This window comes from Bradyrhizobium sp. 613_E4_N2_2 (assembly GCF_052075995.1).
GTDB lineage: Bacteria > Pseudomonadota > Alphaproteobacteria > Rhizobiales > Xanthobacteraceae > Bradyrhizobium > Bradyrhizobium barranii.
In genome coordinates, this window is record NZ_CP197234.1 from 4,256,157 (window position 1) to 4,270,248 (window position 14,092).

The following is a 14,092-nucleotide window of genomic DNA, read 5'->3' on the forward strand; positions in this document are numbered from 1 at the left end:
TAAAAAAGCGAAGCTAACTGATCGACAAAACATTGGAATTTGTTGCTGCGTATGGCTGGTGATGGGCCAGACAAGATTGAGGTGCGCGCGAATGTCGCACACTCCCGGGTAAGCGGGCGTGACGAGCTCTACCTGTCGGTGATCGGCATCTCATCGAGACGCGTGGTGCGAAGCCTGCCTTGCCCTGAACGGGCAATCCACACGATGATCAGATCTCCAGCTCGGTCCCGAACTCCACCACCTGCCTGGTCGGCACGCCGAAGAACGCGGCGGAGCGTTCGGCGTTGCGCTGGAGGAAGGCGAACAGGCCTTCGCGCCAGACCCACATGCCCGGAATGTCCTCGCTCGGGATGATGGTCTCGCGGCCGACATAGTAGGTGATGTCGGAGAGGTCGATGCCGGGCAGCTTGCCTTGGCGGCAGGCGAGCGTCAGGCCGGCATAGATCGTCGGATTCTGCATGAAACCGTAATGCAGGACCACGCGGGTGATACCGGGAACGATCTCGATCACCTCGGCGCGGTCTTCATCGGTGATGTGCGGGGATTCCTCGATCAGCACAGTGACGAGGACGATGCGCTCATGCAGCACGTGGTTGTGCTTGACGAATTGCGTCAGCGCCAGCGGCACGCCGCGCGGGGCGGATGCCAGGAAGACGGCGGTCCCGGGCAGTCTGGCCCTGCACTTGTTGACCGCGGTCTCGATCAGGTCCTCCTCGGGCTGGCGCAGCTTCGCGCGCGCCGCCTCGACCAGCTTCACGCCGCTGCGCCAGGTCAGCATCATGAAGGCGACGAGGGCCGCGAGCAGCAGCGGAAACCAGCCGCCCTCGAACAGCTTGATCGAATTGGCGGAGAAGAAGATCACGTCGATCACGAAGAAGAAGCCGTTGACGGCGACCACGATCCACGGCGAATAGCCCCACTGGATCGCGACCAGGGCCGCGAGCAGCGTGGTGATCGCCATCAGCAGCGACACCGCGATGCCGTAGGCGCCGGCGAGTGCTTCCGAGGTGCCGAAGCTCAGGACCGCGCCGAGCGTTGCTGCAGCGAGCAGCCAGTTCACCAGCGGCACGTAGATCTGGCCCATCGCGTGGCTCGTGGTGTGGCGGATCTGCATGCGCGGCAGGAAGCCGAGCTGGATCGATTGCTGGGTCAGCGAGAACACGCCGGAGATGATCGCCTGCGAGGCGATCACGGTCGCGAGCGCCGAGAAGGCGACCAGCGGATAGTGCAGGGCGTCCGGGCAGAGCTGAAAGAAGGGGTTCTCGATCATCGCGGGATCGGTGATCAGCAGCGCGGCCTGCCCAAAATAGTTCAGCACCAACGCGGGCAGGCAGATCGCGAACCAGGCGAGCCGGATCGGGAAGCGGCCGAAATGCCCCATGTCGGCGTACATGGCTTCGCCGCCGGTCACCGCCAGGAAGGCGGCGCCGAGGATCGCGAAGGAGATGTGGAAGTCCTGGTGGATCAGGAAGTTGAAGGCATAGAGCGGGCTCAGTGCCGCGAGCACAGCCGGGGCCTTGACGATGCCGTGGACGCCGAGCGCGGCCAGCACGAAGAACCAGGCCAGCATCACCGGCCCGAAGATGCGGCCGATGAAGCCCGTGCCCTGCTTCTGGATCATGAACAGCCCGATCAGGATGGCGACGGTGATGGGCACGACGACCGGCGCGAGCGAGGGCGCATCGACCTTGAGGCCTTCGATGGCTGAGAGCACCGAGATCGCCGGGGTGATCGCGCCGTCGCCATAAAGGAGAGCAGCGCCGACGAGGCCGACCACCAGGAGATGCGCGCGCCAGGTGCCGGACTGGGCGTGGCGGGCGTGGAGCAGCGCCAGCAGCGCGACGATGCCGCCTTCGCCGCGATTGTCCGCGCGCAGGATCAGAAGCGCATATTTCAGCGAGATGATCAGCAGCAGGGCCCAGAGGATCAGCGAGGCAACGCCCAGGACAGCTTCGGGAGTCACCGTAGCGCCATGGGCGGCCGCCTTGGCGGCTTCCTTCAGGGCGTAGAGGGGGCTGGTGCCGATATCGCCATAGACCACCCCGAGGGCGCCCATGGTCATGGCAATCGGCAGAGGGTCAGGGTGATGGCCGGAAACGACTGCGGGCGTACTGGACAAGGTCGACCCCCCGATGGGATCGCGCCCGCCGGGCCATTCCGACGGGCGCGAGTATCAGACAGTCTGCGACGAGACGTCGCAAATATCCATGGGATTTATCTCGGGGTTTATATGACGCGAAGCTGACAGGTTCGACTACGGGGTCCGGTCGGCGGTCACGAGACGCGCCTCGCGGATATTGGCCTTGGTGCCGGCCTGGCGCAGGCAGGACGCCTCGAAGTTCGGCCAGGCCTGCTGCGAGCAGTCCTTGCCGACGGTGCGGATATCGAGACGGTCGCTCTTGGCCAGCGGCTGCGGGACGCTCGCCTCGACGGTCGGAGCGAAACCGGGAAGGACGGTGAGAGCGGCGGCAACGAACGCAGCAATAGCGATGGCCGAGATGGTCTTGATCATTGACGGTCCCCTGTGATGCGGCCGCTACGCCCAGTTGTGCGGCCCGTCATTCGTTGGGTGGATTAGTAACCATGGCCAGTTTCCGGACGTCTTCGCGGACGCCCGAAATGGTTTCGTTCGCACTTCGTTTTGTTTCATGGCCGTCCCGAGGACGAAACAATTCGGGGGATTCCGACTCGGCGCCGCCGAAAAACCGGCAGGGAACCCGTCTGGCTTGCCGGGCCGGGCCGGGCGCGGTAGGACGGGGACATGCCGCGTATCGCCTTCTATCCGGGTTCCTTTGACCCCATCACCAACGGCCATCTGGACGTGGTCCGGAACAGTGTCCCCCTGTGCGATCGGCTCGTGGTCGCGATCGGGGTCCATCCCGGCAAGAAGCCGCTGTTCTCAACCGAGGAGCGGCTCAAGATGCTCCATGACGTCTGCGGGCCGGTCGCGGCCCAGGTCGGCTGTACGCTTGAGGCCGTGACCTACGACGATCTTGCGGTCACCGCGGCACGCAGGCACGGCGCGACTGTCATGATTCGGGGTCTGCGCGATGGCACCGACCTCGACTACGAGATGCAGCTCGCCGGGATGAACGGCGCCATGGCGCCCGACGTCCAAACCGTGTTCCTGCCGGCCTCTCCGGCCGTCCGCCCAATTACCGGCACGTTGGTGCGTCAAATCGCGGCCATGGGCGGAGATATCTCGACCTTCGTGCCGCCGCTCGTCGCCAACCTGCTCAAGGCCAAATTCGCCGGATAACGGCGCAATTCTTCATCCTACCTGATCCGGAGTTCTCATGATCCGTCGTCTCGCAATTCTTGCCACGATCTTTGCCGCGCTCTTCAGCGCGGTCCCGGCGGTGGCGCAGCAATTGCCGGCCAATCTCGACAAGGCCAACGCCATCGTCATCGACACCACCAAGGGCCGCATCGTCATCAAGCTGCGGAACGACATTGCGCCCCAACATGCCGAGCGCATCAAGCAGCTCGCGCGCGAGGGCTATTACAACAACGTGCCCTTCCATCGCGTCATGGACGGCTTCATGGCCCAGACCGGCGACGGCGAGAAATTCAACGGCACCGGCGGCTCGAAATATCCGAACCTGAAGCAGGAATTCTCCAAGGTTCATTTCGCCCGCGGCATCGTCGGGATGGCGCGGCGCGGCGACAGCGTCGACAGCGCCAACTCGCAGTTCTTCATCATGTTCGCGGACGGCGGCAGCCTCGATAACCAGTACACCGTGATCGGCGAGGTCGTGCAGGGCATGGACGTCGTCGACAAGCTGAAGAAGGCACCGCCCGGTTCGGCCGGCGGCGCCGTCGCCGATCCCGACAAGATGGTGAAGGTCCAGGTCGCTTCCGACATCAAATAGGATGGGGCCATGGCGCGCTATGGCAATAGGCTTCTGCTGGCTGCCGCGCTGCTGCTTTCAGGCGTTTCCGGCGCGGCCGCCGGAGACGCAGAGGTCAACACCATCCAGGACATCTTCCAGCACTTGCGGACCTGCTGGAAGCCGCCGCCGCCCAGCAAGGCTCGCCCTATCGACATCACCGTCGTCGTGAGCTTTAACCGGGCCGGAAACATTTTGGGCCATCCGAGGATTACCTATGAATCCGCGGAGGCCTCCGACAATGACCGGCTGCAATACCGGGTCGCCGTGATGGAGGCGCTGCAACGCTGCACGCCGATGCCATTTACCGATGCAATGGCCGGCGCCGCCGCGGGACGTCCATTCGCGATCCAGTTCCGTAACCGGAAGACTTCACCCCCAACGCAAGAGAGACGAGCATGAGCGTCACCGAAAACACCCTGATCCTCGAGACCACGCAGGGCCCCGTCACCATCGAGATGCGGCCCGATCTCGCGCCCGGCCACGTCGCGCGCATCAAGGAACTGGTCCGCGAGGGCTTTTACGACGGCATCGTGTTCCACCGCGTGATCGAGGGCTTCATGGCGCAGACCGGCTGCCCGCAGGGCACCGGCACCGGCGGCTCCGGCAAGAAGCTGAAGGCGGAATTCAACAAGGAACCGCATGTGCGCGGCACCACCTCGATGGCCCGCGCCGCCAGCCCCGATTCCGGCGACAGCCAGTTCTTCATCGTCTTCGACGACGCCCGCTTCCTCGACAACCAGTACACGGTGTGGGGCAAGGTCACCGAGGGCATGGAGAACGTCGACAAGATCAAGCGCGGCGAGCCCGTCCAGAACCCCGACAAGATCGTCAAGGCGCGGATGGCCGCGGACGCGGAGTGACCGCTCAACCCTCATCCTGAGGAGCGCGGAACGCGCGTCTCGAAGGATGAAGGCCCCGCTGTTGCAGCTCGGCCTTCATGGTTCGAGACGGCGCTAGGCGCCTCCTCACCATGAGGGTCTGACTGCGTGGCGCTGAGCCCGACATGCGCACTGATCTCTTCAATTTCGATCTGCCCGCCGAGCGCATCGCGTTGCGCCCGGCGAGCCCGCGCGACTCCGCGAAGATGCTGGTCGTGGAAGGTGGCGCGCTGCGCGACCAGCTCATTTCCGAGCTGCCGCAATGGCTGAAGGCGGGCGACCAGCTCGTCGTCAACGACACCAAGGTGATCGCGGCGCAGCTCAAGGGCCGCCGCATCGGCCGCGAGACCGAGCCCAAGATCGAGGCGACGCTGATCAAGCGCCTCGATGGTTCCCGTTGGCAGGCGCTGGTGAAGCCGGCAAAAAAGCTCGTGGCAGGCGACCGCATCCGCTTCGGCAACGAGGGCAAGGTTTGCCTGCTCGGCCATCTCGACGCCGAGGTCGAGGCCAAGGGCACCGATGGTGAAGTGACACTGTCATTCTCGTTTCACGGCCCGGCGCTGGATCAGGCGATCGAAGATCTCGGCAGCCCGCCGCTGCCGCCCTATATCGCCTCCAAGCGTGCGCCCGACGATCAGGACCTCGCGGACTACCAGACCATGTTTGCTGCGAACGAAGGCGCCGTCGCGGCTCCCACCGCGGGCCTGCATTTCACCCCGGCGCTGGAGCAGGCGCTGCGCGATCGCGGCGTCGGCATCAACCGCGTCACGCTGCACGTCGGTGCCGGAACGTTCCTGCCGGTGAAGGCGGACGACACCGAAGGCCACAAGATGCATGCTGAGTGGGGGACGATCTCGGCCGAGACGGCGGAGCGGCTCAACACCGCACGGCAGAATGGCGGGCGCATCATCGCCGTCGGCACGACGTCACTGCGGCTGCTCGAAAGCGCGGCCGGCGAGGACGGCACCATCCGGCCGTTCACAGCCGAGACGTCGATCTTCATCACCCCCGGCTATCGCTTCCGTGCCGTCGATATCCTGCTGACCAATTTCCATTTGCCGAAGTCGACGCTGTTCATGCTGGTGTCGGCGTTCTCCGGGCTCGAGGCGATGCAGCGAGCGTATGCGCACGCGATTGCGGAAGGGTACCGGTTCTATTCGTACGGGGATGCGTGCTTGTTGTTTCGGGCGCCACTAATTTCGGCGCCGTAGGGTGGGCAAAGCGAAGCGTGCCCACCATCTTTCTTAAATGCGCGAGAGAAGTGGTGGGCACGGCGCTTGCGCGCCTTTGCCCACCCTACGCACCTTCCGTTACGCCATCACCCGCTGCGGCAACAACTCCGCGATCTGCACCGCGTTCAGCGCGGCGCCCTTGAGCAGCTGGTCCGCCGCCACGAACATCGAGATCGAATGCCCTGAGGGATCGCTGAGATCCTTGCGGATGCGGCCGACCAGGACATCGTCCTGGCCCGAGGCGTCGATCGGCATCGGGAAGTAGTTCTTCACGCGGTCGTCGACGAGCTTCACGCCGGGCGCCTGCGCCATGATGGCACGGACCTGGTCCTCGCTGATCGGCTTCTCGCATTCGAAGGTGATCGCCTCGCAATGGGCGCGCAGCACCGGCACGCGGACGCAGGTGACGCCGATCGCGATCTTCTCGTCCTCGAAGATCTTGCGGGTTTCGTTGATGACCTTGGTCTCTTCGTCGTTGTAGCCGGTTTCAGGATCGACGGCGGTGTTGTGGTTGAAGAGATTGAAGGCGTAAGGGTGCGGCATCACCTTGGGCGTATAGACCTGCCCGTTGAGATTGGCGCGGGTGGACTCGACGAGCTCGTCCATCGCGGCGGCGCCGGCGCCGGAGGCCGCCTGGTAGGTCGAGATGATGACGCGCTTGATGCGGTTCGTCTGGTGGATCGGCCAGAGCGGCACCAGCGCGGTGATGGCGGCGCAGTTCGGGTTGGCGATGATGCCCTTGTGGTCGCGGATGCGGTTCGCGTTGATCTCGGGGATCACCAGCGGCACGTTCGGGTCCATGCGGAAGGCGGAGGAGTTGTCGACCACGACGGCGCCGGCCTTCACCGCGATTGGCGCGAACTTCTTGGAGATGCTGCCGCCGGCGGAGAACAGGGCGATGTCGACGCCCTCGAAGGCGCGCTCGGTGAGCTCTTCGATGACGACGTCCTGCCCGCGGAACGATACCGTCTTGCCGGCCGAGCGGGCGCTTGCGAGCGCCTTGAGCTTGCCGACGCGAAAGCCGCGCTTGTCCATGGTGGCGATGAATTCGGCGCCCACCGCACCGGTGACGCCGACAATCGCGACGACGGGATCGTTACTCACATTCTCCTCCATTGCATTGAGCTGAAGACAACAAAAAAGCCCCGGACCAGAGGTCGGAGCTTCGGTAGAGTGGATTGCGTTTAAGTCGACGACCTACGCGCGCACGCCTCCCCGGGCCCCGAAGGCCGTGGTGGTTTTAGTCGTGCGTTTGGTGGTCGTGAACATGGCGGCGACTTATGCGGGAGAGTTTCGCGCCCGTCAATGGCTTTTCGGCGGGATTGTGGCCGCCGCTATTTCGCCCGGGCGCCCGGCGGCTCCAGGATGACCTCCTTGAGGTTGTCGCCGCTGATGACGACGATCGCGAAATTCAGCCGGCCGCGTTCGCGCACCAGTCCGCCGCTGATCGCCTTGCCCGAGGCCGCACGTTCGGCGACGTGCACGGCATCCGCAAGGCGGTGCTTGATGGCACCGAGCGCCGCGAGGTTGCTGCGGTCGTCGAGATCGAGCTCGGCGAGGGGGAGGGCGGCTTCGCCGCCGACGAGCTCGCCGGTTGCGGCGTTGATGGTGTGGCGCCAGATGCGGTCGTTGTGCAGGGTCTTCACCCGGTAGACCGGCACGCCGGAGGCTCCGTCGAAACTCACATCCGCCGTCGTGGCACCGGCATGACGGGCTTCCGCAATCGCCATGGCCTGGCCGATCGAGATCGACGAGCTGCGGAATCGTTCGATTTCGCGGCTGACCGCTTGGCGGTCTGCTTCAGCATCACCATCTGTGTCGCCGTGAAGCGCGGTTGGCGTGCCCGCGGCCACGGTCGCCTGCGCCGGCGCGGCAAGGAGCAGCGCCGGCAAGGCGATCGCAAGCAATCGCGAGGTCAATCGTTTGGCTGTCGTCATGCTCGAAACCCTCGGCCAGCGAGTGTGCCGGATGATCGTAAAGAATTCGCGGCCGACCTTGGGCATCGGCCGGCCGCGGAGCGTCGCAGCGGGCTGAACCCGGCACGGCGATCTTGGGCGGGACGGACCTCTTTGGGGCTGGTGAAAAAGCGGTCCGTATCGCTTATAACTAAACCATACCGTATCGTTTTGTTTTGGTCAACGACGCGGGCGTAACCTCCAGGGGGAAACGTCACTACCTCACGGAATTGTCAGCGGGACGGGCGCCGCCGCTGTGTGCCCTTTGCGGCGCTCTGGATGCGGTCTGCTGGTCCCAGCGCGCCGGCCAGGAACAGCTTGATCGCCGCGCGCATGCGCTTCTCGGCGGCCTTCAATTCCAGCGCCGTGCCGAACGTCGCCAGGCGGTGGGTGTGACCGACGACGACGTCGAGGAACACCTCTGCCGCGATCGTGGTGTCGTCGACGTCGAGTGCGCCCTGCGCCACCAGACGGTCGAAGAAGCGGGCGGTGGTTGCGACGGCCTTCAGCCAGCCTTCCTCCTTGCCGAGCTTGGCGATGTCGGGGAAGTTGATGGCCTGTGACGTCATCATGCGGCTGAATGCGACGGCATCGGGCCCGCAGGTGAAGGTCAGCATCTCGCGCCCGATCTCGACCAGCCTCTGCTCGACCGAAATGTCCGAAGCGCTGGAGATCTGGGTCTCGGCGGCTGCCGATAGCGGCGCAAGCCAGCGCGCGATTTCGCGCCTCAGCACGGCGGCAAACAGGCCACGCTTGTCCCCGTAACGGGAATAGACGGTGGGTTTGCTGACCCGAGCGGCTTCCGCGACCGCGTCGAGCGAGGTCGCGTCGAAGCCGCGGTCCAGGAACAGGCGGGTGGCGACCTCGATCAGCCGCTGATCGCGCTCGATCGCAGCGGTCTTCGTCGGACGGCCGCCGCGTGATTTCGGCACCTCGCGCCGTGGCGCCGCCGGTTTTGTCCTGGTCGCAGTCAATCCCATGCCCAATGATTCCTGCGCGCTTCTAATCGTCGTCATTTGCTCTATATCGCGCGGGAGCGGGGGCGTCATCGCGAATCTGGCCGAATTGGCCATATCGTCAACGGTTTCGGCACGGTCTCGTTCCGTCACGAGAGATCACTACGGCAGCTTCGAAGTCCAGGCCTGGCCGGAGGCAGCCTTCTCGTATCCGTACTGATACAGCGCCCGCATATAGGCGGTGTCGAACCCTTCCGAAGGCGGCGCGGGGTAATCGCGCGCGATGTAGGAGAGGTGGAAGCCGAGATTGTTGCGCTTGGCGAAATCATAGGTCGAGAAGATGATCGAGCGCGTCTGCGACTGGGTGATCGACGACAGGCTGCGCGAGGCCACGTCGATGGTGCTGTTGGACACGAGCTCGAAATTGCGTTCGATCTTCTTGTTGACGAGGATGTAGATGTTCATCCGCGCGTTGCCGGGCAGGCGGTCCTGGGAGAGCAGGGCTTCCGGCAGCGTCAGCACCGGCGCCGTCACGCCGCCGTCGACATGCATCTCCTGAAATCTGCGGCCCTGGCCTTCGGCGTCGATCATGATAGGCGGAAACACCAGGGGAATGCTGGCGGAGGCCGCCATCACGTCGCGAAACAGTTTTAGCGCCTCGGGTGTTCCGACCGCTGCGATCTTGCCCATGTCCCAGATGGCGGTCCGCTGGGTGTCGAGATCGGTGGTCACCACCAGCAGCTTTCGGCCCTTGGCGTTTTCACGCGCGACCTGCGCCATGATCTCCGGCCCGACATAGCGGGCGACGAGCTCGCGCAGCCGCGTGTTGCCGAACAGGCCGGATCCGAACAGCACACGCATGATGCTGGGATCGCTCAGGAGGCTCTCCGCGATGCCGCTGGTGTAGAGCTCCCTGAGCGTGTCGTCATATTGCGAGCCGAGATACGCAAACGGTGCGATCAGACCGCCGGTGCTCACGCCCGAGACGACCGAGAAGGTCGGCCGGGTGCGCGCCGTGGTCCAGCCGTTGAGCACGCCGACGCCGTAGGCGCCATCGGCGCCGCCGCCGGAGAGCGCCAGATAGGACTTCGTCGCGGTGCTGGTGTCCTTCTCGAAGCTGAATTTCGTGACGGGCTCGTCGGCGTAGCGGCGCAAGCCGTCGATATCGAGCACGCGCGACGTGCTGGCCTCAGCGGCCGTATAGGGCGTGCGGGGCAGGGAGGTGCAGGCGCCGAGTGCCAGGCTGCACGCCAGAACCAGGAATCCGGTCAGGCGGGCGCCTGTCTGTCTGATCCAGCCGCGCGAGGGGCCGGACATTTCGGTCGAAGATGAAGCGGAGGGCATTGTCGGTGGCTGGCGATCACGCAAATACTGCCGCCGGCAAAATTCACCGCGGCATCTCGTCCAGCCCCGCGCAAAAACTACACTGTATCGTTTTGTTTGGCAAGCGCGCCGGGCGATCAAGTCGGCGTCAAATGTGTCCCGCTCTGAGCCACAAGCCGGCTCTGGCGTGGTCCGAGCGGGTTGATCAGCCTCTTCCGACACGCAATAAGCACGACCATGAATCTTCCTGACACCGGTCTACCCAATCATTTCGAACTGCTCGCCACCGATGGCGCCGCGCGCACCGGGCGCCTGACCACGCCGCATGGCGTGGTGCGGACGCCGGCCTTCATGCCGGTCGGAACCGCCGGCGCCATGAAGGGCATGCACTGGCGCGAGGTGCGCGAGGCCGGCGCCGACATCGTGCTCGGCAACACCTATCATCTGATGCTGCGTCCCGGCGCCGAGCGGATCTCGGCGCTCGGCGGCCTGCAGCGGTTCACTGGCTGGAACGGGCCGATGCTGACGGATTCCGGCGGATTCCAGGTGATGTCGCTGTCGGACCTGCGCAAGGTCACCGAGAACGCCGTCACATTCCGTTCGCATATCGACGGCGCCAAGGTCGAGCTGTCACCGGAGCGCTCGATCGAGGTGCAGCGCTTCCTCGGCTCCGACATTGCCATGCAGATGGACGAATGCGTACGGCTGCCGGCCGAGCGGGACGACATCGAACGGGCGATGCGGCTGTCGCTGCGCTGGGCCGAGCGAAGCAAGCGCGCATTCGAGAGTGCGCCCGACGGTTACATGCTGTTCGGCATCGTGCAGGGCGGCGACGTGCCGCAGCTTCGTCACGCCAGCGCCGAAGGCCTCGTCGCAATCGGCTTCCACGGCTATGCGATCGGCGGACTTGCCGTCGGCGAGCCGCAGGCGGTGATGCTGGCGATGATCGACGAGACCGCACCGATGCTGCCGAGAGAGCGGCCGCGCTACCTGATGGGCGTCGGCACGCCCGACGACATCCTCGAAGCGGTCAAGCGCGGCATCGACATGTTCGATTGCGTGATGCCGACGCGCAATGGCCGTCATGGCGTTGCCTTCACGCGCTTCGGCCAGGTCAATTTGCGCAACGCGCGCCACGCCGACGATCCGCGTCCGCTCGACGAAGCGAGTTCCTGGCCGTCGGCGCGCAACTACGCGCGCGCCTACCTGCATCATCTCGTCAAGGCGGGCGAGACGCTGGGCGCCATGCTGCTCTCCGAGATCAATATCGCCTACTACCAGTTCCTGATGCAGGGCATCAGGGACGCGATCGCACACGGGACGTTCGACGAGTTCTACCAGCGTACGCGCCAAGACTGGGCGAGGGGCGACATCGCCCCGCGCTAGTCAGTTGCAGACGATCCGCTGCTTGACGGCGTGCTTGGTCACGAAGCCATAGCCGCAATTGTCGCAGGTCCAGAGATAGCTGATCATATGGTCAGAGATGTAGGCGGATGCTTCGGCGGCGACCATCGAGTCGGCGCAGACCGGGCAGGTCGGCAACTCGCTGCAACGCGGGGCGCGGTGATGTGCGACGGTCGACAACACTTCAGCGACTGCTGACATCGTGGTGACCTCTCTGGCTTTGAGACCTAAGCCTAACATAGACCGAATCAGTTGACGAGGTCGCAACACAAATGCGTTGGTTTTCTGATAATTACAGCTCACGCGATTTTGCGATGCAGCGTATTTAACATGTGCCGCATTGTCGCTTGCGTGTCGTCCCAAGCTGTCCGTTACTGCACAAGAGACGCTGCAGAAACAGAAATTGTCGTCACAGGGAGTTCATCATGGACGCATCGTCCAACACGGGTGCAGCGCACCAGCCCGGCCGCGGCCGGATCTACTCTTCGATCGTCGAGGCCTTTGGCGACACGCCGATCGTGCGCTTGCAGCGGCTGCCGGGCATGCACGGCGTCAACGCGACGATTTTGGCAAAACTTGAATATTTCAATCCCGCCGCGAGCGTGAAGGACCGCATCGGCGCGGCCATGATCATCGCGATGGAGAAGGCCGGCATCGTCAAGCCTGACACCGTGCTGATCGAGCCGACCTCGGGCAACACCGGCATCGCGCTCGCCTTCGTCGCGGCCTCGCGTGGTTACCGGCTCAAGCTGGTGATGCCGGAATCGATGTCGATCGAGCGGCGCAAGATGCTGGCCTTTCTCGGCGCAGAGCTGGTGCTGACGCCGGCAGCGCAGGGCATGAAGGGCGCGATCGCGACCGCCGAGGAGCTCCTGAAGACGACGCCGAATTCGGTCATGCCGCAGCAGTTCAAGAACCTCGCCAATCCCGAGGTGCACCGCCGCACCACCGCCGAGGAGATCTGGAACGACACCGGCGGCAACGTCGATTTCTTCGTCGCCGGCGTCGGTACCGGCGGCACCATCACCGGCGTCGGCCAGGTGCTCAAGCCGCGCAAGCCGTCCCTGCGGGTCGTGGCGGTCGAGCCGGAGGAAAGCCCGGTGCTCTCAGGCGGCCAGCACACGCCGCACAAGATCCAGGGCATCGGCGCCGGCTTCGTGCCCGACATCCTCGACCGCTCGGTGATTGACGAGATCGTGAAGATCAACTCGACGACCGCAATCGAGACCACCCGGGCGCTGGCGCGGCATGAGGGCATTCCCGGCGGCATCTCCTCGGGCGCGGCGATCGCGGCGGCGCTCCAGATCGGCAAGCGGCCGGAAGCTGCGGGAAAAACCATTCTGGCTATAGTGCCGTCCTTCTCCGAGCGGTATCTTTCGACGGCTCTGTTTGAGGGAATCTAGGACATGACGGATCAACCGAGGCGGCCGCGCACGCTTGGCGATGCGCGGTCGGAGGCCGAAGCGGCGTTCAAGAAGGTGACCGCCAAGGTCGCCGTGGCGCCACCGAAGCCGAACGTGGCGCCGGGAATCAAGGAGCAGGTCACGCTGCGCATCGACCAGGACGTGCTGGAGTTCTTCCAGCAGGGCGGTCCCGGCTGGCAGGACCGCATCAACGAGGCGCTGCGCAAGGCGGCGGGGAAGTAGCGCCTCCTGCCGGGGGCGCCGAAGGGCGGCGCGCCGGCGAACTCAGAGGACCTGCGACAGAAACCGCTGCGTTCGTTCGTCCTTGGCCGCCGTAAACAAGGCTTCCGGCGGCCCGTGCTCGACGATCACACCGCGGTCGGTGAAGTAGACGTGATCGGCGACCTCACGCGCGAAGTTCATCTCATGGGTGACGAGGAGGCATGTCATGCCATCCTCGGCCAGCTCCCGGATGGTGACCAGGACCTCCTTGACCGTTTCCGGATCGAGGGCGGCCGTAACTTCGTCGAACAGCATGATGTCCGGTCGCATCGCCAGCGAGCGGGCGATGGCCACGCGCTGCTGCTGTCCGCCGGAGAGCTCACCGGGATAGGTATCCTCCTTCCCCGCGAGCCGAACCTTGGCAAGCAGCGCCCGGGCGCGCGCTTCGACCTCGGCACGTTTCTGGCCGAGAACATGGATCGGCGCCATCATCACGTTCTGGAGCGCGGTCTTGTGCGGGAAAAGATTGTACTGCTGAAACACCATCCCGACCTTGCGGCGCAGCGCCAGCTTGTCGAGCCTGGGATCGGACACCTCGATGCCTTCGATCTGAATGCTGCCGGACGTGATCGGCTGGAGCGCATTAATGCAGCGGATCAGCGTGGATTTCCCTGATCCGGACGGGCCGATGATACAGATCACCTCGCTCTTTTTGACCGACAGGCTGATGCCTTTCAGGACCTCGAGAGCTCCGAACGACTTTCTGACGTCGACGCATTGGACGATGGGCTGATCCGGAGTCCAGCTCGTGGCCATGCACTGCTTC

General features: G+C 64.7%; 16 protein-coding genes. 8 read left to right on the forward strand and 8 right to left on the reverse strand.

Going from position 1 to position 14,092, the window contains the following annotated elements; genetic code table 11:
- Positions 1-208 precede the first annotated feature (208 nt).
- Together AB7290_RS20370 and AB7290_RS20375 are read right to left on the reverse strand one after the other, a co-directional pair.
- Entirely contained in the window at positions 209-2,062 is a 1,854-nt protein-coding gene (locus tag AB7290_RS20370; protein ID WP_085404697.1) for a potassium transporter Kup, read from the reverse strand.
- A 192-nt stretch (positions 2,063-2,254) separates the two neighbouring features.
- Positions 2,255-2,512: a hypothetical protein gene (locus tag AB7290_RS20375; protein WP_071913713.1), complete on the reverse strand. Its 258-nt coding sequence runs from the start codon at positions 2,510-2,512 to the stop codon at positions 2,255-2,257.
- A 249-nt stretch (positions 2,513-2,761) separates the two neighbouring features.
- On the opposite strand from AB7290_RS20375, the gene coaD reads away from it, so the two are divergent.
- The 5 genes from coaD to queA all read left to right on the forward strand — a co-directional run bounded on the left by coaD (position 2,762) and on the right by queA (position 5,982).
- Positions 2,762-3,259 (forward strand): pantetheine-phosphate adenylyltransferase, encoded by a 498-nt coding sequence (gene coaD / locus AB7290_RS20380; protein ID WP_085404698.1) that lies wholly within the window; start codon positions 2,762-2,764, stop codon positions 3,257-3,259.
- 37 nt (positions 3,260-3,296) lie between these two features.
- A complete protein-coding gene (locus AB7290_RS20385) occupies positions 3,297-3,872 on the forward strand; it encodes a peptidylprolyl isomerase (RefSeq protein ID WP_085404699.1) in 576 nt (191 codons plus the stop codon).
- Between the two features lie 9 nt (positions 3,873-3,881).
- Positions 3,882-4,292 carry a hypothetical protein gene (locus tag AB7290_RS20390; protein ID WP_063983169.1) on the forward strand — a complete coding sequence of 137 codons (411 nt, stop codon included), beginning with the start codon at positions 3,882-3,884 and terminating at the stop codon, positions 4,290-4,292.
- On the forward strand, positions 4,289-4,753 hold the full coding sequence (locus tag AB7290_RS20395) for a peptidylprolyl isomerase (protein ID WP_071913717.1): 465 nt from the start codon (positions 4,289-4,291) through the stop codon (positions 4,751-4,753). Before AB7290_RS20390 ends, AB7290_RS20395 begins: the two co-directional genes overlap by 4 nt.
- A gap of 143 nt (positions 4,754-4,896) precedes the next feature.
- On the forward strand, positions 4,897-5,982 hold the full coding sequence (gene queA, locus AB7290_RS20400) for a tRNA preQ1(34) S-adenosylmethionine ribosyltransferase-isomerase QueA (RefSeq protein WP_085404700.1): 1,086 nt from the start codon (positions 4,897-4,899) through the stop codon (positions 5,980-5,982).
- Between the two features lie 99 nt (positions 5,983-6,081).
- On the opposite strand, the gene AB7290_RS20405 is transcribed toward queA, so the two are convergent.
- From AB7290_RS20405 to AB7290_RS20420, 4 genes are all read right to left on the reverse strand, one after another.
- The gene (locus AB7290_RS20405; RefSeq protein ID WP_085404701.1) at positions 6,082-7,119 is read right to left on the reverse strand and encodes an aspartate-semialdehyde dehydrogenase; all 1,038 of its coding nucleotides are present in this window, start codon (positions 7,117-7,119) and stop codon (positions 6,082-6,084) included.
- A gap of 218 nt (positions 7,120-7,337) precedes the next feature.
- Positions 7,338-7,940: a PepSY domain-containing protein gene (locus AB7290_RS20410; protein WP_063986357.1), complete on the reverse strand. Its 603-nt coding sequence runs from the start codon at positions 7,938-7,940 to the stop codon at positions 7,338-7,340.
- 251 nt (positions 7,941-8,191) lie between these two features.
- Positions 8,192-8,938 (reverse strand): TetR/AcrR family transcriptional regulator, encoded by a 747-nt coding sequence (locus AB7290_RS20415; protein ID WP_085404702.1) that lies wholly within the window; start codon positions 8,936-8,938, stop codon positions 8,192-8,194.
- 138 nt (positions 8,939-9,076) lie between these two features.
- Positions 9,077-10,231: a patatin-like phospholipase family protein gene (locus AB7290_RS20420; protein ID WP_085404703.1), complete on the reverse strand. Its 1,155-nt coding sequence runs from the start codon at positions 10,229-10,231 to the stop codon at positions 9,077-9,079.
- 243 nt (positions 10,232-10,474) lie between these two features.
- Between AB7290_RS20420 and tgt the strand changes: the two genes are divergently transcribed.
- Positions 10,475-11,623: a tRNA guanosine(34) transglycosylase Tgt gene (gene tgt, locus AB7290_RS20425; RefSeq protein ID WP_085404704.1), complete on the forward strand. Its 1,149-nt coding sequence runs from the start codon at positions 10,475-10,477 to the stop codon at positions 11,621-11,623.
- Here the strand turns inward: tgt and AB7290_RS20430 are convergent, their stop codons facing one another.
- Positions 11,624-11,842 carry a hypothetical protein gene (locus tag AB7290_RS20430; RefSeq protein WP_085404705.1) on the reverse strand — a complete coding sequence of 73 codons (219 nt, stop codon included), beginning with the start codon at positions 11,840-11,842 and terminating at the stop codon, positions 11,624-11,626.
- A 224-nt stretch (positions 11,843-12,066) separates the two neighbouring features.
- Here AB7290_RS20430 and cysK point away from each other — a divergent pair, with 224 nt between their 5' ends.
- Positions 12,067-13,044: a cysteine synthase A gene (gene cysK / locus AB7290_RS20435; protein WP_085404706.1), complete on the forward strand. Its 978-nt coding sequence runs from the start codon at positions 12,067-12,069 to the stop codon at positions 13,042-13,044.
- A 3-nt stretch (positions 13,045-13,047) separates the two neighbouring features.
- Positions 13,048-13,287 (forward strand): BrnA antitoxin family protein, encoded by a 240-nt coding sequence (locus AB7290_RS20440; protein WP_028152108.1) that lies wholly within the window; start codon positions 13,048-13,050, stop codon positions 13,285-13,287.
- A gap of 42 nt (positions 13,288-13,329) precedes the next feature.
- Here AB7290_RS20440 and AB7290_RS20445 read toward each other — a convergent pair whose 3' ends face one another.
- Complete coding sequence (locus tag AB7290_RS20445) at positions 13,330-14,082, reverse strand: amino acid ABC transporter ATP-binding protein (protein ID WP_085404707.1); 753 nt, start codon at positions 14,080-14,082, stop codon at positions 13,330-13,332.
- Positions 14,083-14,092 lie beyond the last annotated feature (10 nt).